Source organism: Rheinheimera hassiensis (genome assembly GCF_022436675.1).
Lineage (GTDB): Bacteria > Pseudomonadota > Gammaproteobacteria > Enterobacterales > Alteromonadaceae > Alishewanella > Alishewanella hassiensis.
The window spans coordinates 327,051-352,315 of sequence record NZ_JAKUJZ010000006.1; the positions used below are offsets into that span (position 1 = coordinate 327,051).

Below are 25,265 nucleotides of genomic sequence, written 5' to 3' on the forward strand. Positions count from 1 at the left end.
AACTTTGTTGTAATATTCCTACATTAATTGCTTATTAAACGCTACATCACTAGAATGTGATCAAAAATACGGTAATAAAACAATATGAGCGACTTACTTACCCAGTTAAAAGCAGTGACCACTGTAGTGGTCGACAGCGGCGATCTGACCGCCATTGAGCAGTTCCGTCCGGTAGATGCTACCACTAATCCCAGCTTATTGTTAAACGCCAGTCAGCTGGAATTTGCTAAACCGGTGTTAGCCGGTGCTGTTACCTATGCCAAAAGCAAAGCCAGCTCGGCTGAAGCACAGCTTAGCCTGGCATCAGACAAATTTGCTGTCGATATTGGCACAGCCATCAGTAAGCTGGTGCCGGGCCGTGTATCTACCGAAGTTGACGCCCGCCTGTCTTTTGATACTGACGCCACCATAGCCAAAGCCCACCAATTGGTAGCGCTGTACAAAGAGAACGGCATAGGCACTGATCGCATTCTGATTAAAATTGCTTCAACCTGGGAAGGTATTCAGGCAGCGCGCCAGTTGGAGCAAGAAGGTATTCAATGCAACCTGACACTGCTGTTTCATATGGCTCAGGCCCGCGCTTGTGCTGAAGCCGGTGTCTATTTAATTTCGCCTTTTGTTGGCCGCATTCTGGATTGGTACAAAGCCAGCACCGGGCAGGATTACACCAGCGACACAGATCCTGGCGTTGTATCAGTACGGGAAATTTACCGTTTTTACAAACAACATGGTTTTAAAACCGTGGTGATGGGCGCCAGTTTCCGTAACGTGGGCGAAGTATTGGCCCTGGCTGGTTGTGACCGCTTAACCATTAGCCCCGGCTTATTGGCCGAGCTGAGCCAGCAACAAGGCGAGCTGACAGTGCATTTAACCGATACCGGTGCCACCAGCTCTGCACCAGAGCAACTGAGCCAAAGCCAGTTCCGCTGGACATTGAATGAAGATGCTATGGCGACAGAAAAGCTGGCTGAAGGTATCCGCAAATTTGCCGTTGACCAACGTAAGCTGGAGCAACTGATCCAGCAAGCACTTTAATTACACATTTTTCAGGGGAGTAGAGTATGTCAGGTTCCGCATTGTCTGGTTTGAAACAGCTGGCAGCAAAACACATATCGTTACGCCAGGCGTTTAATACCGATCCCGGCCGGGCCAGCCGCTTTAGCACCAAAGCTTGTGGCATTACCCTTGATTACTCGAAAAACCTGATTGATGACCAAAGCTGGCAGGCGCTGCAGCAACTAGCCGCACAAAGTAATATCAATGCGGTGCTGCAGTCTATGCTGGCCGGTGACAAAATTAACAACACCGAACAACGCACGGTATGGCATACCATGCTGCGTAAAACGGATCTGACAGGGCTTGAACTTGATGGTGAAGATATCGGCGCCGCCATCGCCGATTGCCGCGCCAGAATGGCAGCGCTGGTCAGCCAGTTACACCAGGGTGAATATAAAGGTTACAGCGGCAAGGCAATAACCGATCTGATTTGGGTTGGCATTGGCGGTTCATTACTTGGCCCGCAAATGGCAGTAGAGGCATTAACGCCTTATCACTGCAGCCCGGTCAAACTGCATTTCGCCGGTAATATCGATGGCGCTGTGGTATCCGATGTAGTGAAACACCTCGACCCGGCCACTACTCTGGTGTTTGTGGCGTCAAAATCATTTGGTACTGAAGAAACCAAACAAAACGCGCTGGCTGTGCGCCAGTGGTTTAAAGACAATGGCGCAGATGCCGCAGCTATTGCCCGGCATTTCTGGGCTACGTCGTCCAACATTGAAGCTGCAGCAGAGTTTGGTATTGTCGAGCAAAATATTCTGCCGATGTGGGATTGGGTTGGTGGGCGTTACTCGCTGTGGTCGGCGATCGGCTTGCCGGTAGCATTGATGATTGGCAACGAACATTTTGCCCAGTTGCTTAAAGGCGCTGAAGCAATGGACGAACATTTTATCAACACCCCGCAGGCCGAGAATATGCCACTGACGCTGGCACTGCTGGGTATTTGGTATATCAACGGCTTTGGCTGCCAGGCACAGGCGTTACTGCCGTACAGCCATTATCTGCGCTTGTTGCCCTCTTATGTGCAACAACTGGACATGGAATCTAATGGCAAGAGCGTTGATACTAACGGCCAGCCATTAACTGACGCTACCGCTCCGGTAATTTGGGGCGATGCCGGCACCAACGGCCAGCATGCATACCATCAGTTATTGCACCAAAGCGCGTTAGCTGTGCCAGCCGATTTTATTTTGCCATTGAAACCTGCGCATAGCTTAACCGATCATCACCAGCGTTTGGCAGCGCATTGTTTTGCCCAGACTCAGGCATTAATGCAGGGTAAAACACTGCAGGAAGCCACAGACGAATGCCTGGCTGCAGGTATGACTGCACAACAGGCTGCAGAGTTAGCCCCGCATAAAGTATCGCCGGGTAATAAACCCAGTAATACCCTGCTGTTGCCGGAATTATCGCCCTATTATGTTGGCGCTTTAATCGCGTTGTATGAACATAAAGTATTCTGTCAGGGCGTATTGTGGGGCCTTAATTCGTTTGACCAGTGGGGAGTTGAATTGGGTAAGCAGCTGTCAGGCCCTATTTATCAGGCATTAAGCGGTGCTGATGCCAATAAACTGGATAGTTCAACCCAGGCATTAATAGCGGCATTCTCTCAACATAAGTAAGGTAAATAGTGCGGCCCTGTCATAGTGTTGTCACTTAGTTGTTTTATTTTGATGCAAAATGTGGTAAATCATTTGTTGAAAATAACAACAACTATTGAACAACAACTATCAGAGAGGCCAAACTATGGAAAGCTTCGAAGACTTACTGAATATGTTGGAGCGCCCTGCCGCTAAACCGCGTGCGGTAAAGCGTAAGTGGCGTGAAATTGAACAGCTCAAAGAGCGCCAGCGCCTGAAAAGGGAGTTGAGCGATATTGACTGGACCATTGAACCCGAACTGGCTGATATCGAATTGTAAAAAAACGCCCGCTGGCAGCAGCGGGCGTTTTTTGCTTTTGGCGTCAGCTATAACTGCCAGTTGACCGGGTCTTTACCCTGTTTAACCAGTAGTTCGTTTGCCTGTTTAAAATGGCCACAACCTAAAAAGCCGCGATGAGCAGACAGCGGTGACGGATGCGGTGCTTCCAGCACAAAATGGCGTTGCCGGTCGATCAGGCGGCCCTTTTTCTGCGCATGCGAGCCCCAAAGCAGAAATACGATACCCTGACACTGTGTGCTGATTTGCGCAATAACCTTATCGGTAAATTGCTCCCAACCTAGATGGCGGTGCGAATTGGGCTGAGTTGCCACCACAGTCAGCACGGTATTAAGCAACAATACTCCCTGGCGGGCCCAGCTTTCCAGACAGCCATGCTGCGGGATCTGAAAATCGGCATACTCCAGTGCCAGCTCTTTATACATATTTTGCAGCGATGGCGGCACCCGTACACCTTCGCGTACAGAAAACGCCAGGCCATGTGCCTGATTCGGCCCGTGATAAGGATCCTGTCCCAGGATCACCACTTTCAGGTTGTCCAGCCCGGTCAGCTTAAAGGCATTAAATACATCACTTTCGGGCGGATATATTACCTGCCCCGCCTGACGCGCCTGCTTTACCTGCTCCAGCGTCTCAATAAAATAGGGCTGGGTTTTCTCATGACCCAACAACTGCTGCCACGGCATCAGGCTTGCTCCAGTTTTAACAGCTCTTGCTGCAGCACGGCAAAATCTGCCGGAATGTCTTTGCTCAGCCCCTGCTCTGAGGCACAGCGCGCCAACACTTCCGGTAAAGCTATAGGGGTGCCCAAAATATTCTCTACCTGCTCTTTAAACTTAGCCGGATGAGCAGTACCTAGAAAAATACCGTATTCACCTTGCTGCAAGCTGCGCTTTAGCGCCTTAAAAGCCACAGCAGCATGCGGCTCGCTTAAATAGCCAAGCTGCGACAATTGCCGTACACCAAATACGGTGTCGTCTTCATCTACCATTACCGCCTCAATATCTGTGCGGTTAATTACGCCTTGTGTCAGCAACACCTCTACCCTTGGCCAGTTATTCGGTGCTGCCACATCCATTGCATTTGACAGTGTGGCAACAGTGGTTTTTGGCTGCCAGCTGCCGCTGCGCCAATAACGCGGCACGGTGTCATTAGCATTCGTCGCTGCAACCATACGTTTAATGGGCAAACCCAACGTTTTAGCAATTAAACCGGCAGTTAAATTACCAAAGTTACCACTGGGTACAGCCATAACTATCTGGTCGCGTTTATCTGCAGGCACCTGTGCTACCGCTTCAAAGTAATAGCAGATTTGGGCAAATAAGCGGCTGATATTAATCGAATTAGCCGAATTAATACTGAGCTTTTCTACCAAAGCTTTATGATCAAACACTTGCTTTACCAACGCCTGACACTGATCAAAATCGCCGTCTACCGCCAATGTGGTGATATTTTCTCCCAGTGTGGTAAACAGCTTTTCCTGTAATGAGCTGATTTTGCCTTTGGGGAATAAAATCACCACCTGCACCCCGGGTTGGCGATAAAAAGCATGTGCCACGGCGGCACCGGTGTCGCCCGACGTTGCGGTAACAATAGTGGTTTTTTTACCGCCTTGCGCCTTAGCCAGTGCCTGGGCCATAAAACGGCCGCCAAAATCTTTAAATGCCAGAGTCGGGCCGTGGAACAGCTCCAGACAGCTTACGTCATCAGTTACCGGCACCAGTGGTGCCGGAAAGGTAAAAGCACTGCTAACCATCTGCGCTACTTCTGCCTGGCTTAGCTCGTCACCAATTAACGCATGCAAAATAGCACTGCTTCGCTCTACCAGTGACATGCCAAGTAGCTTATCAATATCCAATTTAGGCCAGCTGGTAGGGAAAAATAAGCCTTGCTGCTGACCCAACCCCTGGCGTACTGCCTGTAAAAAACTCACCTGCTCGGCAGGTACTTTAATATTCGTTAACATCATTATTCTTTCCTACAGCGTCCGTGCGCCAGCCAATGATAAGCGACAAATTTGCGTGGTCGCGTCCTGATTCTTTTCATAATGCCGCGATAAATAGTCAGCGGCAAGCTGAGCCTGCGCTTCATTGCTGCACAATGCAAATAAGGTGGGGCCAGCCCCTGAGATACCGACATGCAACACTCCCTCTGCCATTAAAGCCGCTCTGAGCGAAGGTAATTGAGGAATAAGCGGTGTACGGGCCGGCTCTGCTACCAGATCTTGTAAAGCGGCAGCAGCGTCAGCTTCATCACTGGTATACAGTGCACTGATAAAACGGCTTAACATACCGGCAAAAGCAATACTGTGAGGTAAACTCAACTGCTGCGGCAACACCGCCCGTGCCGCTTTGGTCGATAATACCGTGCCTGGGTAACTCAGCACCACCCGCCAATGCTCAAACCAGGGCAAAGTACGGCAAATATGCGGGCTTTGCGGCAACATCAGTTGCAGGCCACCAAAGTAAGATGGCGCGACATTATCATAATGCACACTGCCACTAACACCACCTTCCGCTTGCGCCATCAGTTGCAGCAATTCGGCCTCAGATAATGGTTTACCAAAGTAATCATTAAAGGCATAACAGGCCACCACTATCGAACAGGCGCTGGAGCCCAGGCCACTGCCCACCGGCAGGTTTTTATGCAGCCGCAGCGCTAAGCGCGGTAAGGTGCGGCCCAGCTTTTGTTCAAAGGCATAAAAGCAGCTTAATACCAGATTATCTGTACTATTCGCCGGTAACTGATGCAGGTAGCGGCCAACAATGTCTAAGCTCAGCTCTGTCTGCTCAGCGCAGATATCCAGTACATCGCCAAACAGTTCGCCGTTTACCGGCTCAAACGCCGCACCTAACAGGTCAAAACCAACCGAGAAATTACCGGTAGAGGCCGGGGCATAATAACGCTTTAAATAAGAAAACTGCTGCATCGTTATTACACCTGTTGTTGCCAGCCAAGGGTACGCATAATATCGCTGAATACCCCTGCCGATGTTACCGCTGCACCTGCACCGTAACCACGCAGTACAAACGGAATTGGCTGGTAATAGCGGGTATGAATGGCCAGGGCATTTTCACCATCTTTAACCTTAGCCAGCGGATGATCTGCGGCCAGTGCTTTAATGGCTACCCGGCATTTTCCGTCAGCAATTTCACCAATATACCGCAGCACTTTACCTTCGGCTTTAGCAACCTCAATACGCTGGGCAAAGCTATCATCAAGCTGCGGTAAGCCGGCGATAAAATCATCTGTGCTGGCTCCTGCTGCGAAATCTGCAGGCAATACCGATTCTACTTCAACATCGCCCAGCTCTAACGCCATACCGGCTTCACGCGCCAGAATTAACAGTTTGCGCGCGACATCCATGCCAGATAAGTCATCGCGTGGATCCGGCTCGGTAAAGCCCATTGCCCGGGCTTTTTTAGTAACATCTGACAGGCTGACACCGGCTTCCAATTCGCCAAAAATGTAAGATAACGACCCTGATAAGATACCTTCAAAAGCGAGTAATTCGTCACCGGCATTAAGCAACCCTTGTAAAGTATCAATAACCGGTAAACCAGCGCCAACTGTAGTTTCATACAAAAAGCGGCGTCGATGTTGCTGCGCCAGCTGACGCAGTTGCTGGTAATAAGCATAAGAGGCCGTATTGGCTTTTTTATTCGGTGTTACCACATGGAAACCCGCAGCAATAAAATCAGCATACTGCGCAGCAACCTGCTCTGAGCTGGTGCAATCTACCAGTACCGGATTAGTCAGATGCTGCTGCTGGGCAAACTGGTTCAGCGTATCCAGGGAAAACGCCTGCTTAGCCTCTGCCAGCTGAGATTGCCACTGCGATAAATCAATGCCGTCACTGTGCAACAATACCGCCTTGCTATTGGCAATGCCATACACTGTTACCTTAACCTGGCGGCTATGTAAAAAGGCTTGTTGGCGCTGAATTTGCTGCAGCAATTCACTACCCACCACACCACAGCCGACCAGAAACACATCAATGCTGGGGATATGGCTGAAAAAGTTTTCATGACATACCTTTACCGCATTTTTACAGGCTGCCTGCTCAATCACCGCAGAAATAGAACGCTCGCTGCTGTCCTGTGCTATGGCAACTACATTAACCCGCGCCTGCGCCAGCGATGCAAAAAACTTCGCGGCTACACCGCGGTGCTGACGCATACCGTCACCGACCAGACTAACAATTGCCATATCAGACAAAATACTCAGCGGGCGCAGCAAACCGGTTTGCAGCTCTAACTCGAACTCTTGCTGCAGGGCATTTTTGGCTGCCGTTAAATGCAACTGCGGTACACAAAAGCTGATACTGAATTCTGATGATGACTGGGTGATCAGGCTGACAGAAATATGCGCCCGCGCCATAGAGGCAAATACCCGGCTGGCCATACCCACCACGCCTTTTAAACCCGGGCCGGATACGGTAACCAATGCCAGATGCTCAAGGCTGGAAATACCTTTAACCAGCGCATCGCCTTCACCGTTATTATCAATGCAGGTGCCGGGGGCTGACGGATTAAGGGTATTTTTGATAAAACAGGCGATATTGTACCGTGCCAGTGGGCCTATGGTTTTCGGATGCAGCACCTTGGCGCCAAAGTACGATAACTCCATCGCTTCGTCGTAAGACAATTTATCAATTAACTTGGCATTTTTAACCTGACGCGGATCGGCACTGTAGACACCATCTACGTCGGTCCAAATCTCGCAGGCGCTGGCGCGGATACTGGCTGCAACAATAGCACCGGAGTAATCGGAGCCGTTACGCCCCAGCAAACAGGTTTCCCCCTGTGCATTGCTGGACACAAAGCCGGCAATCACATACACCTGTGCGCTCTGGCTGGCGATAGCATGCTGTAACGTCAGCTCTGATGCGGCAATATCTGCCGTGGCATTTAAATAATCGCCACTACTTTTAACCAGTTTCACACCATCCAGTGCAACGGTTTGTACCTGCTTAGCAGTGAGCAACGCTGTCATCAGAGCCACGCTGAATTGCTCGCCCAATCCCAGAATTTGCGCCTTAATATGGTCAGGGCAATGCCTGAGCAACTGCATACCGGTAAGCTGGGCTTGCAGCTGCGTGTGCTGCTGGCTAATAACATCATCTAAACCGCTTAGCTCTGCTGCTGGAAATAACGCCAGCGCCTCACTGGACAGAGCCTGATAGCGCTGCAGCAACTGCTGTAACAGCGGGCTGAAATCCGACCCCAAATAGGCTAAATCGGTTAGCTCAACCAGCGTATTGGTTACGCCCTGTGGCGCAGATAACACCAGACAAATACTGTCCGTCGCCGTTTGCTGCTGCACTATCTGTGCGACTCCGGCAAAACGGTTTACTGACGCCAGTGACGATCCGCCAAACTTGAGCACCCTCATTTTAAACTCCTTCGCTTAATTTACTGTTATTGTCAGTTATCGCGATACTTGGTTTATTCGGTAACAGCTCTGCACAACAGAGCCAAAAAAAAACCCGTGACATTTGAGGTCACGGGTCTTTTCTACAGACAACACACCGCCGACCTCCTACCCCGAAGGGTTGGTGGTAATAATAATGGTGGTGAGTGTCGTGGTTTTTATTTTCATGGCTTCACTATGCACAGACTTGTAGACGTCTGTCAACGGCTAATTTTTAACACCGGCTATTTTACCTTTTTAAGGTAACCCTCAAGCTCTGGTTGATAGGCAACGGCCCTGTTACGCCCCTGTCGTTTGGCACAATACAGCGCCGTATCGGCGCGTTGGATCAGCTCATCAACACTTTGCTCAAAGTAGGACACCACACCAATGCTGATTGTGGCTTTGAGTGTCTGCTGGTTATATAGCATTTTATGCTGGGCAACGGTGTCGCAAATGCGGTTAGCTACCTGCAACGCGCCTGTCATGCCAGTATCAGGCAAAATAATACCAAACTCCTCACCGCCATAACGGCCGAATAAATCGGTGTCTCTGAGCAACGAACCAATTAATCGTGATAACTCGATCAGCACAAAATCGCCGCCCTGGTGGCCGTATTGATCATTAAGGTCTTTAAATTTATCCAGATCAAACAACAACAAAGACAACGGATGCTGATAGCGCTCAGCACGCTGAATTTCATACCCCAGTTGCTGCTGCCAGTAACGACGGTTATACACACCGGTTAAGCCATCGGTGCGATTGGCGTGTTCCAGCTGCATTACGCTTTGCTGTAATTGCTGCTGATATACATAAGCGTCGGTGGCATCTTCAATCAGCAAACAAATGTAGCGCGATACGCCATCAGGCGCCGTAAGAGGCAGCATACTGCAGTTCTGCGCCATATACTGACTGTCGCTGCTAAGAGGGCGCAGGTGGGCTAATTTAATAATGTACTGCCGCTGCTCCCAGCTGCTGAACGCCGGAACCTGCAAATGCAATACGCTGTCCAGTTTGCGTCGCAGCCAGGCCAGAGGTAAGTCAGCAAAAACATCTTCCAGCAAGTTACCCTGCACTTTAGCCAGATCCACGTCGGCACGCCGGGCAATAAACTGATTAAAAAATACCACCCGGTATTGTGCATCCAATACCAACACACCGGTATTAAGCTGAGTTAGTAAAGGTTGCAGTAGCCAATCCAGTTGCATTAAAAATCTGCCAGAATGTTGTCCAGTGTCTGACGCAACCGCAGTACCGCCTCTCCGGGAATAAGCAGAATCATGTCACAGTTAAAACTGTAGTCGGTTAGCTGATAACGGATATCGACCTGCAGTGCCAGTTGCCATTGCTCCGCCGTGTAGGCCAGTTTGTCAGCAAAATCCCGATCACGGCTGGATAAAATACGCGGCGCAGCATACGAAAAACTGTTCTCCAGTTGCTCTGCCAGCCCACTTAAAAAAGTAGTTGTCAGCACCGAACTGATATCGGTCAGCATTTCAGCCTCAGAAACCGCATCATCGCTGTAACCCAGCAATTGGGCAATCACCCCGACATTAGTCAGCTGGTACAGCATGATGGTTTCACCACGCAGGCCCTGATCACCAAAAAACCCCAGGCTCACCAATGTTGCGCTTTGTTGTTGATAACGGCTGGCAAAATGCTGCGATAACAGCGCAGCCTCTACCAGAGCAATAGCCGGCACCTGCAGATGCACAAAAGTACCAAGGTAACGTGCCAGCTTGTCACTGGCCTGGCCCATAGCAACATTAACCAGCTCCTGCAGGCAATCACGCTGCACATCGGTAAAATGCAGTTCTGTCATATCAAACCGTACTTGTGCATAACATCAGCAAGTTTATCGGCGGTGGCAGGTTTTTGTACAAATGCCAGCGCGCCTAGTTCCATTACCCGTTTTTGCATTTCGGGCTGAATATCGGCAGACACCACAATAACCAGACAGTCCATTGCGTCAGCTTTGATAGCTTCAAGCACACCTACACCGTCAAGCTCTGGCATCGTCAAATCGAGAAATACCAGTCCAACTTCGCGTGTTCTCAAGATAGTAAGGGCTTCGGCCCCATTACTGGCGGTAATAATGTCGGCATCAAAAGCAGACGGTAAAGATTTTTTTAACTGATTCCGGGCAAGCAGGGAATCGTCACAAATAAGTGCAGTTAAAGCCATTTACAGCAGCCTGTATTGTTATAATGTGTTTGGCGTAAATAGGTTAAAAAATATATACAGGGTGCCGCTATAAAGCAATATCTGAGCTATAAATAGCTGACACAAGCTGTAACAACTAACCCTATCCCGCAGCAATGCTATTTTCAAAGCTCAGGTTATTGGTTATGGTAGCGGTATAATACTAATAATGTTTCGTTACTCAAGGTTAATTCATGCAACATAAAAGCTTATCCCGTAAGCTCCTGACTAAGGTGTTGTCAGTTTATTTTATCCTGACTTTTGTAGTAACACTGGGACAAATTGTTGCGGAGTATTTTAATACTAAGAATCATATCAATGGCGAACTTGAAACCCTGCAGCAAACTTTCTCTGGCAGCCTTACGCGCGCAATATGGGAGCTAAATACCCAGCAGGCGCTGATTATTGCTGATGGTTTACTGGCTATACCGGCAATAGAGGGCATTATAGTGCGCGATGACAGCGGTGCAGTAATTACGCAGTTGGGCCGTTATATTGATATACAGGAGCGTTTCAGCACCCAACTGGTCAGGGAAGGTGTGCGCCTTACCGAGCAGCAATCCGGTATTTTTGGTTATACTTTTCCGCTTATTTTTGAGTTTTCCGGCCGGGCAACCCAGGTAGGCGATGTCACGCTATTCTCAAGCCGGGCCGTGGTGATCGATAGGATAAAAGTCGGTATTTACTTCCTGATTGGCAATGCCATGCTCAAAACCACCTTCCTTATTATCTTGTTTTTACTGGCATTTCGCCGACAGCTTACCGTACCTCTGACAGAGCTGACTCAACAAATTGAAGATTTGGAGCTGGATCAGCTCGACGGTGCCAAAGTCGAAATACAGCATGGCGACACTTCAGAATTAAGTGTTATGGCCGATGCCTTTAACCGCTTAATTGGCCGGGTACAGGATTACAAACACCAGTTGGAAACCACACAAAAACAGCTGATGCTGTCAAATGAAAAGCTGGATCAGCAAAACCTGATGTTAGAGCAGGAAGTTGCGCGTAAAACCTCTGGCCTGAGCCAGGCTATGATGGATTTGCAACAACAAAAACAAGAGCTGGAAGTAAAACAACAAAGCCTGCGTGAAGAAATAGAACGCCGCCGCCACACTGAAGATGCACTGCGTGGTAAACAAACTGAGCTGGAAAAAATTGTTGATGACTTAAAACAGGCGCAGGACAGGCTGGTACAGTCGGAGAAAATGGCCGCACTTGGTGGCCTGGTTGCCGGTATTACGCATGAGGTCAATACCCCTGTCGGCATTGGTGTTACCGCAACCAGCTTTCTGGCTGAGAAAATTCATGCGCTGGAGCAGGCGTATCATGATAAAACCTTGTCGCCCAAAGCGCTGGAGCATTTTATTGAAGAAGCCAAGCAAGGCTCTGAACTGCTACAGTCAAACCTGATCCGCGCATCAGAACTGATTGCCAGCTTTAAGCAAATTGCCGTAGATCAAACCAGCGAAGCCATTCGGACGATAAATCTGGCCGAATATCTGCACGAAGTTATCCGCTCTTTGCAGCCTAATTTTAAAAAGACCCAACACCATATTGAAGTAAACTGCCCGGACAACATTATGCTGAATTGCCCGGCGGGTGCTATTTCGCAAATTTTTACCAACTTACTGATGAATTCTTTAATCCATGGTTTTGAAGATATGGACAGTGGCCTGATCCGTATTACCGTGCTGGACGAAGACGACAACGTAGACATTAAGTACAGCGACGACGGTAGAGGCCTGACCCCAGAGCAACTGGAAAAACTATTTCATCCTTTCTTTACCACTAAACGTGATCAGGGTGGCAGTGGCCTGGGCACCCATATCACTTACAACCTGGTACGTCAGACGCTGGGGGGAAGTATTCAGGTCAGCAGTGAACCGGGTAAAGGTTTGCACTACCATATCTGCTTTCCAAAAAACCTGAAAATAACAGGCTGATCCACGTTATACTGCCGCTCCGGATTTATCGTTTAGAGTGAATTATGTGGTTTAAGAATGTTCGTGTTTATAAGCTAAGTGCGCCACTCAGTACTGATGTTACTGAGTGGGAACAAGCCCTTACTGAATTCAAATTTACCCCGCTAACCGCGCAGGAAGCTGTCAGAACAGGGTTTAGTTTTCCGCTACACCACAGTATTAAACAATACTGCCACCAGTGTGATCAGTTAGTGTTTTTTGCGATAAAACGGCAGGAAAAAATACTGCCGGCAGCGGTAATTAATGAAGAAATGCAACCTAAGCTCGAAGCTATGGAGCAGGAAAAAGGCCGGCCACTCAGCCGTAAAGAAAAACAGAGCCTGAAAGAAGAGCTACAGCTAAGCTTGTTACCAAGAGCTTTTAGCCGCTCATCTTTAACTCAGGGCTATTATGATCCGCAAAACCAGTGGCTGGTGATCAACACCAGCAGTGCCAGTAAAGCAGAAGATGTGCTGGCTTTACTGCGTAAAGCACTGGGCTCGCTGCCTGCACTACCCTGGCTTGATAACCATAAACTAAATGCCAATTTACAGCTGTGGCTGCAAAATCAGGCATTGCCACAAGGGTTTGTCCAAGGCAGTGATGCTGAACTTAAAGCGCCGGATGAAGAAGGTGCCAAGGTAAAATTCAGCAACCATCTGCTAACTGCTGATGAAGTGCAAAGCCACTTACAGGATAAACTGGTAACCAGTATTAGTCTGGAACAAAGCGAAGGTTTGTCAGTACAGATAACTGATGACGGTGCAATAAAACGGATTAAATTCCATGATTTACTAACCAGTCAGAACGACGAACTGGGCTGGGAAGACTTGACAGCAAGACTGGATGCCGATCTTATGTTAATGGCTGCTGCGCTGAATAAGGCATTGCTGAGTATCAGCCAACAACTTGGTACGGCTGAATAAGCAAATTCCGCTTAACTGAAAACAGCACGCACATCCTGGTATACCGCTTGTATATCAGGATGTTGCATAAAATCTTGCTGTGGCACCATCTGCATCGTCATGTAATAACGCAATAAACGCTGCTGTAGCTCTTTGTCTGCATAGCCATCTCTGGCAATGACAGCCAAACGGATAAAGTCGGTATAGCCAGGCCCTGGTTTATCCGGCTGCAATTTTTGCCAGTTTGATGCCACCTGCTGAAACGGTTCAGCAAAAGCCCAGGCATACATGATCCTAAGGCTGACCTCTGTAGATAAACTGGTTGCAAGGTGTAGTAAAAAACGCGGATCGCCGAGTAATGCTTCCTGCCGCTCTGCCTCGGCAACTATAGGTAAAGCGCCAATATTGTGCACCAGCGCCATTAATGTCAGGACATCTTTATTTAAACCGGTACGTGTTTCCCGGCTGTTGTAGTAAGACAAGCAGGCCACCGCGACACTTGCTACCTGTACACTACTTTGCCACAACGCGTCCAGTTGCTGCTGCACCTGTTTATGTTTAGACACAAACACCTGCTCCAGCGCCATGGCAATAGCAATATTACGGATCTGGCTAAGCCCAATCCGCGTTACCGCCTGATTTAACGTAGAAACTTTGATCGAACGGCCCATAAATGCACTGTTCGCCACTTTGATCATGCGGGCAGCCAATGCCGGGTCCTGCGCAATCACATCTGCCATTTCCTGCAGGCTGACATTCGGCTCAGCCGCCCTGCGTCGAACGGTCAGGGCGACATCTGGCAATGTCGGCAATATCAGCTGGTCTTGCTGTATTTTACGTTCGAGGATCTGAAGCAACTGCTGCTGTGCTGGCATAAAAAGGCTCCGGATTAGGGTACATAGGCATAATTAACTGCCCGATCAAGATGTTGTATTACCTGTTCAGTATAGGCGGCGCGGCTTACTTTGCACCCTATAAACGCTGGCAGGTGGTTATTCTGCGCCAACTGCGGGGTAGCTGTAAAATTATCAGACATCAGAAACTGTTTTATCTTCATTATCTGCCTGAATATTAAGCTGTATTTGTATCAACAACTGCAAGCACTCGTCCTGTTGCCGCGTATTCGCTGCAACTTCAAGCTCACCTGCCAACCGGGTAAGTTGCGGATACCCCATGCTCCCCGCACTGCCTTTAAGGCTATGTGCTGCAAACGCCAACTCCCGCCACAGAGCTGTATTAAAATACTGCATCAGCTCCTGATATAACTGCGGGAGCTGGGCGGCAAACTGCCGCTTTAATGCCTGCATCTGCGGGTCTTGCGCCAGTTGTTGCTCCAGGCTATTTCCCACTGATATCGTCTGATTTGTGTACTTTGCTAACAGCGCGATCAGCTCTTTGTGGTTAACCGGTTTGGCCAGTAAGCTCTGGCAACCGGCACGTTTGTAACGTTCGAGATCTTCGGTCATTACATTTGCCGTCACAGCAATAACCGGCGTATCAATACCAGCATGGCGGATTAACTGTGTTGCCTCTTCGCCACCCATTAGCGGCATTTGCATATCCATAAAAATCAGATCAAAATCTTCCGCCAACGCCCGCTCTACCGCTTTATGGCCGTTATCTACCAATACACAACTGGTATTGGCTTTTTCCAGCATCAACTGCAGCAATAGCTGATTATCGGGGTTATCTTCTGCTACCAATATATGCAGTTGCTGCACTGCAGCCGTTTCAGTATTGTGCGATGTGGCCTGAGCTTCTTTTGAGAACGAGTGCACCAGTTCAGTTAACTGGCCTGAACAGTCAAATTGCAGTTCAAAGCAACTGCCAATGCCTTTTACACTTTCAACCTGAATATCACCACGCATTTGCTGCATCAGCTTCTTTGAAATACACAAACCCAGGCCGGTACCACCAAAATGGCGGGTAACCGTGGCATCTGCCTGCACAAATGGCTGAAAAATACGCCCTAGCTCTTCCGCCGACATACCGATCCCGGTGTCTTTTACCTTAATTGACAGCTGTTGTTTGATAGCATCAAAAGACACACTGATAATTATTTTGCCTCGTTGGGTAAACTTGACGGCATTACTGGTCAGGTTTAATAGCACTTGCCTGAATCTTAACACGTCGTTATATAGCATCAGCGGTAAGGGGTATTGTAAATTCAGCTGGCAGCTCAGGCCTTTGGCTTCTCCCTGACTGCGGGTTAACTGAAACACATCATCAATTAATGCTAAGCAGTTAAAATGCTCGTGCAGCAATTCCAGTTTTTCAGCTTCAATTTTAGATAAATCCAGAATATCGTTAATCAACCCAAGTAAGTGATCACCGCTTTTTAGTACCCGCTGCAGATAGTTTTGCCGTTTGTCGTTATCAGACTCTGTCTGCGCCTGCTCAGAGAAGCCAATAATCGCAGTAAGTGGAGTGCGAATTTCATGGCTCATATTCGCCAGAAACACGCTTTTTAGCCGGTTAGCCTGCTCGGCGGTTTCACGGGCGAGGATCAATTCCTGGTTGGCTGCAGCCAGGTCATCATTGGCGCGGGCTAAATCCTGCGTGCGGCGCAGTACTTTGTCTTCCAGCTGTTGTTTGTAAGCGCGCTCGCGTTCGCGGTATACCCTTAGCTGGCGTACCATAACATTAAAGGCAGCAAACATGTCGCCCAGCTCATCCTGCTTAGTGACTTCAAGCAGAGTAGACAAATCTCCGCGCCCTACTGCGGTTTTAGCCGCTGTCAGTTGTTTAATCGGTTCAAATACATTGCGGATAAGTAGCCAATACACCAGCAAGGGCAGCATAAGGCAAACCAGCAATGTCATCAGCACCAGCACCAGCGACAGCATTTTCTGCTGGCGGTACAGTTCGCTCTCATCCAGGCCATATAGCAGCTGAAAAGAGCCCGGCAGGCTTTTACCCAGTAATAACCGTGTTTGTCCAAGCAATATCACGGGTTTGAACTTATCGGCATCAATACTTTGCTGAATAGCACGAAAATTAGTCGGTGCAAAAGCACTGCCAATTAATGCCGGCGTATTGGCAAACGTCACGGTGGCAGCTTTGCTGATCATTAACGTAACGCTATTAGGTGTATGTTGATAATTAACAATATCAGACAACAATTGCGGCCTGACCACAACCACCAGATAGCCCCATAACCGTCGCGATTCGCTAACCGAGCCGAGATATAGCTTATGGGCAAAAAACAGCTGCAGATCTTTACTGTCGTTGTCGCGGGCTAAAAAATAGCCGGACTCGTCCACCATGGCCTGCAACGAAGAGAAGTATTCATTACGAAAACGGTTCGGGATGCCTGACACTTCGGCTTTGGCGGGCAACTGTGTTTCATATTCACCGTTCAGGTTAACCAGCTTCAGCGCAACAATATGCTGATCAGCCATAACATACTGATTAAACTGCTGCTCTAACGCTGTCAGTGTCGTGCTGTCACGTTGCACAATATGCTGTTGCAGCAAAGGGCTTTGTGCCAGCATGGCAAGCCGGGTTTGTTGCAGCAGCAAAAAGTTAGTCAGCTCGGTTTGTTGCCGGAACAAGGTTTGCTCTGCTTTAAAGTAAGCTTCCTGCTGCAAATGTTGCTTGCTGAACTGGTACGCCAGATAGCCAAAAGCCATTACCGGCAATACCAGCAATGGCAACATATAAGCAACGAGCGTTTCGCGTAACCTCATCCTTGTCCTGGCTCACAGACAAAGCCTTACCGGCTTTGCATATTTTTCATCGCTACAGCATAACCAGCATACGACAACGCCACAAGCGCTAGTTTACATCGGCATGATACAGGGTTTTAATCCAACGCTCTTCAGTAATAAAGTTCCAGTGCCAACTCTGCCATTGCTGCCCCAGCCCTTTGCTTACCGCTTGCTGTTCGGTCATACCAGCGGCTTTATAGCCTTGCACCACGGCCAGCGTAGCTTCCATCATATCCAGTGAGCGTTGCACACCGGCTTTATCGGTTAACTGGCCATGGCCGGGGATAACTTTAGTCTGCTCGTTTAGCATGCCAATGAGTGTGCGGGTATTATCGATATAGCCTTTAACCGAACCGCCACTACTGACATCAATAAACGGAAAGCGGCCTTCAAATAGCAGATCGCCAAAATGTACCGCATTAGCCTGCTCAAACCACACCACAATATCGCCATCAGTATGGCTTGGCGGCATATAATTCAGCCGCACGGTTTGGCCGTTTAAATGTAAAGTGAGTTGATCACTAAAGGTGGTCTTGGGTAAACCATTGCGCGGAAATTTTTCATCTTGTGATAAACGGCTAAGCACATTGTTGTGGGCAATAATGTCGATATCTGCTGCCAGCGCACTGTTCCCGCCAACATGATCACCATGTAAATGAGTGTTGATCAGTGTGGTTAAGGCTTTATTTGCGCTTAGCTGCTGTAACTTCGCTTTTATTTTGTCTGCCAGCTCAGCGTATTGGGTGTCGACCAGCAACATCTTATCACCGGCAATTAAGGTAGCCATATTGCCACCGGCGCCAGACAGCATATACAGATTCTCTGCCAGTTTCGTTTCTTCTACCTGCACATCTTTAAAGCGATCTGCCTGTAGCGGTGCTGCCACAAGCAGCAATACCAGCGTAATAGCGAAGCTAAGTTTCATCAGATTTTATCCCCAGATAAATTTGGCCAGAAATATCAGCGCCAGTAACCAGACACTGAATGTAGTTTGTTGCAGCTTACCTGTGACTAAACATAACACAGCATAACTGATAAACCCCATGCCAATACCATCGGAAATAGAGAATGTCAGCGGCATCATAATTAACACAACGCATACCGGAACGGCGTGGATCACATCATCCCACTCTACATGTTTTAGACTGCTAAGCATTAAAGTAGCCACGTATAGCAAGGCACCAGCTGTAGCATAAGATGGCACCATAGCCGCTAACGGTGAAAACCACAGTGCAGCCAGAAATAGCAAACCAGTCACCACGGCCATTAGCCCGGTGCGCCCGCCAGCTGCCACACCACTGCTGCTTTCTACGTAGCTGGTGGTGGTAGACGTGCCAAACAGCGCACCAAAGATAGTGGCGCTGCTGTCAGCTAGCAGCGCTTTATCCAGATCCGGTACAGTGCCGTTTTTTTGCATTAAACCCGCTTTATGGCTTACCGCCACCAACGTGCCGGAGGTATCAAATAAATCCAGAAATAGCAGGCTTAAAATAACCGGTAACATACTTAAACTAAGGGCTGCGGCAAAATCCAGCTGCATAAAAGTGGGCGCTATAGACGGCGGCAGCGCGACCACACCGTGAAACCGGGTATCACCAAGCCACCAGGCTAATGCCGTTACCATTAAAATACTGATTAACACCGCACTGTGCCAACCGCGGTGCGCCAGAGCAAAAATAACAAAAAAACCTGCCACCGCCAGCAACACTTGCGGGCTGTGTAGATCGCCCAGCGTCACCAGCGTAGCCGGGCTGGCTACAATGATGTTGGCGGTTTTAAGAGCAATAAGCGCCAGAAACATACCGATACCGGCGGCTATACCCATCTTTAGCGGCAGCGGGATGCTGTTGATAATCCACTCGCGGATTTTAAAAATGCTTAACAGCAAAAACAAACAACCGGAGAAAAACACACACGCCAGTGCGGTTTGCCAGCTATGGCCCTGCTCGACCACTATAACGTAGGTAAAAAACGCATTTAGCCCCATACCCGGTGCCAGCGCTATCGGCAAATTCGCCAACAACCCCATTAACAGACAACCTAAGGCGGCGGCCAGACAAGTAGCAACAAATACCGCGCCCTGATCCATGCCGGCTTGGGCCAGCATGGCGGGGTTTACAAACAACACATACGACATGGCCATAAAGGTTGTCAGGCCCGCTACAGCTTCACGTTTAACCGATGTGCCGCGTGCGCTAAGTGCAAATAATCTGTCCAGCAAGACGGTATTCCTCTAATATAAAAAAGCTGGCATGATGCCAGCTTTAGTAATAACCCGATAACTTATCTGCTTAGATAATTTTATTCTGCTGCCAGAACTTTTCTTTATCCAGCCGCTGTTGCCGTTTTTCGCAAGGTTTATCGCAGTCACAGGCTTTTTCTATGCCTACTGCACCCAGGCCACCACAGCTACCTGTAATGGTTTTACGTTGAACCAGATAACCAATTGCCATAGCGACCATGACCAGCAAAAATAAGCCGAAGGTTAGTAAAAATACATCCATAACAACTCCTCTATTCTGCTAAATAAGGCAGAAAGGCTTCAGAGCTAAGCTCCGTATAGCCATCATCTGTTTTAATTACCAATAAAACCGCAATGCCATGTTGATTGGCAAACGACAGTGCCTCTTGCGACTCCATCACATTTAATGCTGTGGCATAGCCATCTGCCGTCATACAGGACGGGTGCAATACTGTTACCGATACAGTGCGGTTATTAATCGGCTTGCCAGTACGCGGGTCCAGTAAATGCGAGTAACGCACTCCGTCTTCTTCAAAATAGTTGCGATAATCACCTGAGGTAGCCACGCCCATATCACCCGGTACTAAAATACGCTGCACAGCACGTTCCGTTGTTACCGGTTTTTCGATAGCAATTTTCCATGGCTGTTGCTCAGGCTTGCTACCTTTTAAACGCATTTCGCCGCCAATTTCTACCAGATAATCACTAATGCCGTTTTGCTCCAGCAACGCCGCAACCTGGTCGACACCAAAGCCTTTAGCAATCGTTGATAAGTCTACTGCTAGCGCAGGTTCTGCTTTGCTTAAACCTGCTTCATTTAGTGTAAGCTTGTTATAGCCCACCACTGCGCGGGTTTGTTCAATTAATGCATCGTCTGGAGCATGTTCTATGCGGCCATGGGCACCAAAGCCCCATAACTCTACCAGCGGGCCAACTGTAACATCCAGCACCCCCTGCGTTTGCCCGGCAATGCGCAGTGCTTCCGCCACGACAGTATGAGTTTGTGGCGATAGCGGAAAAACACTGCCATCGCTGTGGCGGTTAAAACGCATCAGCTCTGATTGCGGCCGGTAAGTCGACATAAGATCGTTGACCAACTCCAGCTCGGTGTCAATTTGCTGTTGCAGCGCATTACTGTCTATCGCCTTGTCGCTGTAAAATTTAACTACATAGTACGTACCCATAGTGTCACCATTTAACTGATATTGCTCAGTTAACGGTTTGGCAGGGCTGCATGAAACTAAAATGGCCAGCCCAATAAGAGCCAGCCAGTTTTTCAGCAAAGAAACACGATACATAAGGGTTCCTGATAGCAGAAGGGGCAACCTGTTACGGTGCCCCTGCCGGTTTACTTAACTATTAGCCGCCGAAGTCGTCTAACAGAATGTTTTCATCTTCTACGCCAAGATCTTTAAGCATATTGATAACCGCTTTATTCATCATTGGCGGGCCGCACATATAGAACTCACAGTCTTCCGGTGCTTTGTGGTTTTTCAGGTAGTTTTCATAAATAACGTTATGAATAAACCCTGTATAACCGGTCCAATTATCTTCCGGCTGCGGATCAGATAGCGCCACATGCCACTCGAAGTTGTCATTTTCAGCTGCCAGCATATCGAAATCTTCTACATAGAACATTTCACGCTTAGAACGGGCACCGTACCAGAAGGTAATTTTGCGCTTCGATTTTAACCGGCGCAGCTGGTCAAAAATGTGTGAACGCATTGGCGCCATACCGGCACCACCACCGATAAATACCATTTCCGCTTCTGTTTCTTTGGCAAAGAACTCACCAAAGGGGCCAGAAATAGTCACTTTATCACCTTCTTTCAGGCTCCAGATATAAGAAGACATTTTACCGCACGGTAACGTCAGATTATTTGGCGGCGGTGTAGCAATACGTACGTTCAGCATAATAATGCCCTCTTCTGACGGATAGTTCGCCATTGAGTATGCACGTATAGTTTCGTCGTCTACTTTTGACTCCAGGCTAAAGAACTTAAAGCGTTCCCAGTCACCACGGAATTGCTCTGGGATCTCAAAATCCTTGTACTTAACATGGTGAGCAGGTGCCTCGATCTGAATATAACCACCGGCACGAAACGGTACTGACTCACCATCCGGGATCTGCAATTTCAGCTCTTTAATAAAAGTTGCTTTGTTATCGTTAGAGATAACAGTACAGTCCCATTTTTTGATGCCGAAGATTTCTTCTTCAACTTCAATTTCCATATCAGATTTTACATTCACCTGACAAGACAAACGGCAACCTTCGCGCGCTTCACCTTTAGTAATGTGGCCAAGTTCAGTAGGCAGAATTTCACCGCCACCCGACTTCACGTGTACACGACACTGGCCACAAGAACCACCACCGCCACAGGCTGATGATAAGAAAATGCCTTTGTCTGCCAATGCGCCCAGCAATTTACCACCGGCTTTGGTTTTAATCGCCTTGTCCGGATCACCATTAATGCTGATGGTAATGTCACCTGAAGCTACCAGCTTGGATTTAGCCGCTAAAATAATAACGACTAATGCCAGTACCACCAGGGTAAACATGCCAACGCCAAGAAATATGTCTAAATTTTCCATCTTCTGTGCCTTTACCCCTTACAGTGAAACACCAGAGAAAGACATAAAGCCTAACCCCATTAAACCAACCATTAAGAAGGTGATGCCCAGACCACGTAAACCATGTGGAATATCTGCATATTTCAGCTTCTCACGAATACCGGCCAGCAGAGTAATTGCTAAAGCCCAGCCTACGCCGCTACCCAGGCCAAATACCACACTTTCACCGAAGTTGTAATCACGCTCAACCATAAAGGCTACCGCACCGAAAATGGCACAGTTCACCGTGATTAATGGCAGAAAGATACCCAGGGCGTTGTACAGTGCCGGAAAAAACTTATCTAAAATCATTTCCAGAATTTGTACCAATGCAGCGATAACACCGATGTAAGTTAAGAAACCCAGAAAGCTTAAGTCTGCATCCGGGAAACCGGCCCAGCTTAAGGCACCAGGCGCTAACAGGTTTTGATACACCAGGTTATTTACCGGCACTGAAATACCCAGTACCACGATAACAGCAACACCCAAGCCAAATGCTGTGGTGATTTTTTTCGATACGGCAATAAAAGTACACATACCGAGGAAGAAGGTCAGCGCCAGGTTTTCAATAAACACTGCGCGAACAAATAAGCTTATATAATGTTCCATCTACAGCTCCTTATGCCTTCTCGATTTGTTCAGTACGGTAAGTACGCAGTAACCAAATCAGTCCGGCAATGATGATAAAGGCGCTTGGTGGCATTAACAGCAAGCCCATTGGCTGGTACCAGCCGCCATCTTTTACCAGTGGCATAATTTCAATACCGAACAGCGTACCAGAACCGCCTAATTCACGGATAAAGGCAACAGTCATCAGCACCGCGCTATAACCTAAACCATTACCGATACCATCCAGGAAGCTGATACCCGGCGCGCTTTTCATCGCAAACGCTTCGGCACGGCCCATAACGATACAGTTGGTAATAATCAGGCCAACAAATACCGATAGTTCTTTGGCCACATCATAGGCAAAAGCTTTCAGCAATTGGTCTACCACTATTACCAGAGAAGCGATGATGGTCATTTGCACGATGATACGTACACTGGAAGGTATATGGTTACGAATTAACGAGATAAAAAAGTTAGAGAAAGCCGTTACCAGAGTTAGTGCAATACACATAACCAAGGCTTTATCCATCTTGGTGGTTACCGCCAGCGCAGAACAGATACCCAGTACCTGAAGTGCGATAGGGTTATTGGCAAATACCGGGCCAAACAGAACCGTTTTAATTTCTTTTGCATTAGCCATTATTCAATGCTCCGTCGCGAACTTTAGCCAGGAACGGGGCGAAACCCTTAGCACCTGCCCAGAAATCGAAAGTGTACTGTACGCCATTACTGGTTAAGGTAGCACCAGACAAGCCGTCTACTTCAAAAGCAGAATCAGCACTGGCATTACCCGGTTTAACTACTTTAATAGCAGGAGCACCGGATTGATCAAGCAACTTTTTACCTTCAAATTGCGCCACCCATTTCGGGTTTTGCACTTCGCCACCTAAGCCAGCCGTTTCGCCCTGCTCGTAGTAGTTAAGGCCCTTAATAGTAGTGCCATCTGCTCCAAGCGCTAAAAAGGCATGCATCGTTGACCACAAACCATAGCCATGAATTGGCAGCACTATAGCTGACAGCTCACCTGATTCAACGCCGTTGTTGTAAGCCAGATAAACCGGAGCAATGTTAGCGCGGCTTTTAATTGACGCGACATCTTCGTCACCTGACAAGCGAATACTCTCTTCCGGGTCTTTCATAAACTTCCGGTAATCGTAGTTCGCAGGCTTCTCAACAAAGTCGCCGGTATCCAGGTCAACAAAGCGCTCTTCAATGTGCTTGCTGTACAGCTCGTTAATATCACTGCCAGACAGTAAGCCCGTTACTGCCAGTACGTTTTTCTGCGAGTCCAGCAGCTTGTTTGCCGTTTGTTGCGGGCGTAACTGCACTGCTGCAGTAGACACTATAACCGCACAGACTAAACATAAAGATATGACTACGATCAGCGTTTTGCTGATGCTATCGTTATTACTAGACATTACGTGCCAGCCTCCGTTTGATGTTGGCCTGAGCCACGAAGAAATCGAACAATGGCGCAAACAGGTTAGCGAACAGTATGGCTAACATCATACCTTCAGGGTATGCCGGGTTAGCAACACGGATCATCACAACCATAAAGCCAATCAGAATACCGTATGCCCACTTACCTTTATCTGTAAAGGACGCCGAAACCGGATCAGTAGCCATAAAGAACATACCAATAGCAAAACCACCTAGCACCAGGTGCCAATGCCACGGCATAGCAAACATAGTATTGCTTTCTGAACCGATTGCATTAAACAGATAAGCAGACAGCACCATACCCACCATCACACCGGCAACAATGCGCCAGGAAGCAATGCGGAAGTAAATCAGGGCTAAACCACCGATTAATAATGCTAAGACTGAGGTTTCTCCAACAGAACCCGGAATAACACCATAAAAGGCATCCCACCACAGGTCCATGCTAGTCGAGTAATCCAGCTCGCCTGCTGCCGCCTTGCTTAACCAGGTAGCACCTGAATAACCATCGGCTACGGTCCATACTGCATCACCGGAGATTTGCGCCGGATAAGCAAAAAACAGAAACGCACGGCCAGCCAGCGCCGGGTTTAAGAAGTTACGGCCGGTACCACCAAATACTTCTTTGGCAATAACAATACCAAAAGTGATACCCAGTGCTACCTGCCACAGCGGAATAGTCGCCGGCAGAATTAACGCAAACAGGATAGAGCTGACAAAGAAGCCTTCGTTAACTTCGTGCTTACGCACTGAGGCAAACAACACTTCCCAGAAGCCACCAACAATAAAGGTCACAGCGTAAATTGGCAAAAACCATACCGCGCCGTACCACATTTTACTGCCCCAGCCAGACTGAGCTGTCAGTTCGCCACCTAAGGCCTGATAAACCGCAACCTGCCAGGTATCCGGTGTACCAAAACCGGCCTGCAGAGCAATAACCGCCTGGTGACCAATATTGTACATACCAAAGAACAGCGCCGGGAATAACGCCAGCCAGACAAAGATCATGATACGTTTTAAATCGATACTGTCACGCACGTGAGTACCGTTTTTTGTCACAAGACCCGGGGTATAAAGAACAGTGGCAATAGCTTCATACAGCGCATACCACTTTTCATATTTACCGCCTTTCTCAAAAGACGGCTCAATGCGCTCTAAAAAATGCTTCAAACTCATG

Annotated in this window: 24 protein-coding genes; 5 read left to right on the plus strand and 19 right to left on the minus strand. The window is 48.3% G+C overall.

Annotated features, from left to right (window positions below; translation table 11 throughout):
* Window positions 1-84 precede the first annotated feature (84 nt).
* The 3 genes from tal (at window position 85) to MJX74_RS14980 (ending at window position 2,979) form a co-directional block, all read left to right on the plus strand.
* Complete coding sequence (gene tal, locus MJX74_RS14970; RefSeq protein WP_240223651.1) at window positions 85-1,035, plus strand: transaldolase; 951 nt, start codon at window positions 85-87, stop codon at window positions 1,033-1,035.
* 26 nt (window positions 1,036-1,061) lie between these two features.
* Entirely contained in the window at window positions 1,062-2,681 is a 1,620-nt protein-coding gene (gene pgi, locus MJX74_RS14975) for a glucose-6-phosphate isomerase (protein WP_240223653.1), read from the plus strand.
* 124 nt (window positions 2,682-2,805) lie between these two features.
* On the plus strand, window positions 2,806-2,979 hold the full coding sequence (locus MJX74_RS14980) for a DUF3545 family protein (protein ID WP_082694730.1): 174 nt from the start codon (window positions 2,806-2,808) through the stop codon (window positions 2,977-2,979).
* 47 nt (window positions 2,980-3,026) lie between these two features.
* Here the strand turns inward: MJX74_RS14980 and ung are convergent, their stop codons facing one another.
* The 7 genes from ung to MJX74_RS15015 form a co-directional block, all read right to left on the minus strand.
* Window positions 3,027-3,683, minus strand: a complete 657-nt coding sequence (gene ung, locus MJX74_RS14985; RefSeq protein WP_240223655.1) for a uracil-DNA glycosylase — start codon at window positions 3,681-3,683, stop codon at window positions 3,027-3,029.
* Complete coding sequence (gene thrC, locus MJX74_RS14990) at window positions 3,683-4,966, minus strand: threonine synthase (protein WP_240223656.1); 1,284 nt, start codon at window positions 4,964-4,966, stop codon at window positions 3,683-3,685. The genes ung and thrC overlap by 1 nt, the downstream gene beginning before the upstream one ends.
* 9 nt (window positions 4,967-4,975) lie before the next feature.
* Window positions 4,976-5,926 (minus strand): homoserine kinase, encoded by a 951-nt coding sequence (thrB, locus tag MJX74_RS14995; protein ID WP_240223657.1) that lies wholly within the window; start codon window positions 5,924-5,926, stop codon window positions 4,976-4,978.
* A gap of 5 nt (window positions 5,927-5,931) precedes the next feature.
* Window positions 5,932-8,391: a bifunctional aspartate kinase/homoserine dehydrogenase I gene (thrA, locus tag MJX74_RS15000; RefSeq protein WP_240223658.1), complete on the minus strand. Its 2,460-nt coding sequence runs from the start codon at window positions 8,389-8,391 to the stop codon at window positions 5,932-5,934.
* Between the two features lie 263 nt (window positions 8,392-8,654).
* A complete protein-coding gene (locus MJX74_RS15005; protein WP_240223659.1) occupies window positions 8,655-9,617 on the minus strand; it encodes a GGDEF domain-containing protein in 963 nt (320 codons plus the stop codon).
* Complete coding sequence (locus MJX74_RS15010; protein ID WP_240223660.1) at window positions 9,617-10,231, minus strand: chemotaxis protein; 615 nt, start codon at window positions 10,229-10,231, stop codon at window positions 9,617-9,619. The genes MJX74_RS15005 and MJX74_RS15010 overlap by 1 nt, the downstream gene beginning before the upstream one ends.
* Window positions 10,228-10,593, minus strand: coding sequence for a response regulator (locus tag MJX74_RS15015; RefSeq protein WP_240223661.1), 366 nt, complete (start codon window positions 10,591-10,593; stop codon window positions 10,228-10,230). The genes MJX74_RS15010 and MJX74_RS15015 overlap by 4 nt, the downstream gene beginning before the upstream one ends.
* A gap of 212 nt (window positions 10,594-10,805) precedes the next feature.
* Here MJX74_RS15015 and MJX74_RS15020 point away from each other — a divergent pair, with 212 nt between their 5' ends.
* Both MJX74_RS15020 and MJX74_RS15025 read left to right on the plus strand, forming a co-directional pair.
* Window positions 10,806-12,554, plus strand: a complete 1,749-nt coding sequence (locus MJX74_RS15020; RefSeq protein ID WP_240223662.1) for a sensor histidine kinase — start codon at window positions 10,806-10,808, stop codon at window positions 12,552-12,554.
* A 44-nt stretch (window positions 12,555-12,598) separates the two neighbouring features.
* Window positions 12,599-13,498, plus strand: a complete 900-nt coding sequence (locus tag MJX74_RS15025; RefSeq protein WP_240223664.1) for a recombination-associated protein RdgC — start codon at window positions 12,599-12,601, stop codon at window positions 13,496-13,498.
* A gap of 11 nt (window positions 13,499-13,509) precedes the next feature.
* On the opposite strand, the gene MJX74_RS15030 is transcribed toward MJX74_RS15025, so the two are convergent.
* From MJX74_RS15030 to MJX74_RS15085, 12 genes are all read right to left on the minus strand, one after another.
* Window positions 13,510-14,352: an HDOD domain-containing protein gene (locus tag MJX74_RS15030; protein ID WP_240223666.1), complete on the minus strand. Its 843-nt coding sequence runs from the start codon at window positions 14,350-14,352 to the stop codon at window positions 13,510-13,512.
* Between the two features lie 14 nt (window positions 14,353-14,366).
* A complete protein-coding gene (locus tag MJX74_RS15035; RefSeq protein ID WP_240223668.1) occupies window positions 14,367-14,513 on the minus strand; it encodes a hypothetical protein in 147 nt (48 codons plus the stop codon).
* Entirely contained in the window at window positions 14,506-17,166 is a 2,661-nt protein-coding gene (locus MJX74_RS15040; RefSeq protein WP_240223670.1) for a hybrid sensor histidine kinase/response regulator, read from the minus strand. Before MJX74_RS15040 ends, MJX74_RS15035 begins: the two co-directional genes overlap by 8 nt.
* Window positions 17,167-17,254: 88 nt before the next feature.
* Entirely contained in the window at window positions 17,255-18,112 is an 858-nt protein-coding gene (locus MJX74_RS15045; protein WP_240223672.1) for an MBL fold metallo-hydrolase, read from the minus strand.
* 6 nt (window positions 18,113-18,118) lie between these two features.
* Window positions 18,119-19,408, minus strand: coding sequence for an NCS2 family permease (locus tag MJX74_RS15050; protein WP_240223673.1), 1,290 nt, complete (start codon window positions 19,406-19,408; stop codon window positions 18,119-18,121).
* Between the two features lie 70 nt (window positions 19,409-19,478).
* Window positions 19,479-19,691, minus strand: a complete 213-nt coding sequence (gene nqrM, locus MJX74_RS15055; protein WP_240223675.1) for a (Na+)-NQR maturation NqrM — start codon at window positions 19,689-19,691, stop codon at window positions 19,479-19,481.
* A gap of 10 nt (window positions 19,692-19,701) precedes the next feature.
* A complete protein-coding gene (locus MJX74_RS15060; protein ID WP_240223677.1) occupies window positions 19,702-20,727 on the minus strand; it encodes an FAD:protein FMN transferase in 1,026 nt (341 codons plus the stop codon).
* Between the two features lie 61 nt (window positions 20,728-20,788).
* Window positions 20,789-22,021, minus strand: coding sequence for an NADH:ubiquinone reductase (Na(+)-transporting) subunit F (gene nqrF, locus MJX74_RS15065; RefSeq protein WP_240223679.1), 1,233 nt, complete (start codon window positions 22,019-22,021; stop codon window positions 20,789-20,791).
* A gap of 18 nt (window positions 22,022-22,039) precedes the next feature.
* Window positions 22,040-22,648: an NADH:ubiquinone reductase (Na(+)-transporting) subunit E gene (gene nqrE, locus MJX74_RS15070; RefSeq protein ID WP_240223681.1), complete on the minus strand. Its 609-nt coding sequence runs from the start codon at window positions 22,646-22,648 to the stop codon at window positions 22,040-22,042.
* Window positions 22,649-22,658: 10 nt separating this feature from the next.
* A complete protein-coding gene (locus tag MJX74_RS15075; RefSeq protein ID WP_240223683.1) occupies window positions 22,659-23,288 on the minus strand; it encodes an NADH:ubiquinone reductase (Na(+)-transporting) subunit D in 630 nt (209 codons plus the stop codon).
* Window positions 23,281-24,066: a Na(+)-translocating NADH-quinone reductase subunit C gene (locus MJX74_RS15080; protein ID WP_240223685.1), complete on the minus strand. Its 786-nt coding sequence runs from the start codon at window positions 24,064-24,066 to the stop codon at window positions 23,281-23,283. The genes MJX74_RS15075 and MJX74_RS15080 overlap by 8 nt, the downstream gene beginning before the upstream one ends.
* Window positions 24,059-25,264, minus strand: a complete 1,206-nt coding sequence (locus MJX74_RS15085; protein ID WP_240223687.1) for an NADH:ubiquinone reductase (Na(+)-transporting) subunit B — start codon at window positions 25,262-25,264, stop codon at window positions 24,059-24,061. Before MJX74_RS15085 ends, MJX74_RS15080 begins: the two co-directional genes overlap by 8 nt.
* Window position 25,265: the final 1 nt, after the last annotated feature.

Bases quoted from the DNA above. Each gene is read 5' to 3' on its own strand.
- tal (WP_240223651.1), top strand. From the start codon at position 85: ATGAGCGACTTACTTACCCAGTTAAAAGCAGTGACCACTGTAGTGGTC.
- pgi (WP_240223653.1), top strand. From the start codon at position 1,062: ATGTCAGGTTCCGCATTGTCTGGTTTGAAACAGCTGGCAGCAAAACAC.
- MJX74_RS14980 (WP_082694730.1), top strand. From the start codon at position 2,806: ATGGAAAGCTTCGAAGACTTACTGAATATGTTGGAGCGCCCTGCCGCT.
- ung (WP_240223655.1), bottom strand. From the start codon at position 3,683: ATGCCGTGGCAGCAGTTGTTGGGTCATGAGAAAACCCAGCCCTATTTT.
- thrC (WP_240223656.1), bottom strand. From the start codon at position 4,966: ATGATGTTAACGAATATTAAAGTACCTGCCGAGCAGGTGAGTTTTTTA.
- thrB (WP_240223657.1), bottom strand. From the start codon at position 5,926: ATGCAGCAGTTTTCTTATTTAAAGCGTTATTATGCCCCGGCCTCTACC.
- thrA (WP_240223658.1), bottom strand. From the start codon at position 8,391: ATGAGGGTGCTCAAGTTTGGCGGATCGTCACTGGCGTCAGTAAACCGT.
- MJX74_RS15005 (WP_240223659.1), bottom strand. From the start codon at position 9,617: ATGCAACTGGATTGGCTACTGCAACCTTTACTAACTCAGCTTAATACC.
- MJX74_RS15010 (WP_240223660.1), bottom strand. From the start codon at position 10,231: ATGACAGAACTGCATTTTACCGATGTGCAGCGTGATTGCCTGCAGGAG.
- MJX74_RS15015 (WP_240223661.1), bottom strand. From the start codon at position 10,593: ATGGCTTTAACTGCACTTATTTGTGACGATTCCCTGCTTGCCCGGAAT.
- MJX74_RS15020 (WP_240223662.1), top strand. From the start codon at position 10,806: ATGCAACATAAAAGCTTATCCCGTAAGCTCCTGACTAAGGTGTTGTCA.
- MJX74_RS15025 (WP_240223664.1), top strand. From the start codon at position 12,599: ATGTGGTTTAAGAATGTTCGTGTTTATAAGCTAAGTGCGCCACTCAGT.
- MJX74_RS15030 (WP_240223666.1), bottom strand. From the start codon at position 14,352: ATGCCAGCACAGCAGCAGTTGCTTCAGATCCTCGAACGTAAAATACAG.
- MJX74_RS15035 (WP_240223668.1), bottom strand. From the start codon at position 14,513: ATGTCTGATAATTTTACAGCTACCCCGCAGTTGGCGCAGAATAACCAC.
- MJX74_RS15040 (WP_240223670.1), bottom strand. From the start codon at position 17,166: ATGAGGTTACGCGAAACGCTCGTTGCTTATATGTTGCCATTGCTGGTA.
- MJX74_RS15045 (WP_240223672.1), bottom strand. From the start codon at position 18,112: ATGAAACTTAGCTTCGCTATTACGCTGGTATTGCTGCTTGTGGCAGCA.
- nqrM (WP_240223675.1), bottom strand. From the start codon at position 19,691: ATGGATGTATTTTTACTAACCTTCGGCTTATTTTTGCTGGTCATGGTC.
- MJX74_RS15060 (WP_240223677.1), bottom strand. From the start codon at position 20,727: ATGTATCGTGTTTCTTTGCTGAAAAACTGGCTGGCTCTTATTGGGCTG.
- nqrF (WP_240223679.1), bottom strand. From the start codon at position 22,021: ATGGAAAATTTAGACATATTTCTTGGCGTTGGCATGTTTACCCTGGTG.
- nqrE (WP_240223681.1), bottom strand. From the start codon at position 22,648: ATGGAACATTATATAAGCTTATTTGTTCGCGCAGTGTTTATTGAAAAC.
- MJX74_RS15075 (WP_240223683.1), bottom strand. From the start codon at position 23,288: ATGGCTAATGCAAAAGAAATTAAAACGGTTCTGTTTGGCCCGGTATTT.
- MJX74_RS15080 (WP_240223685.1), bottom strand. From the start codon at position 24,066: ATGTCTAGTAATAACGATAGCATCAGCAAAACGCTGATCGTAGTCATA.
- MJX74_RS15085 (WP_240223687.1), bottom strand. From the start codon at position 25,264: ATGAGTTTGAAGCATTTTTTAGAGCGCATTGAGCCGTCTTTTGAGAAA.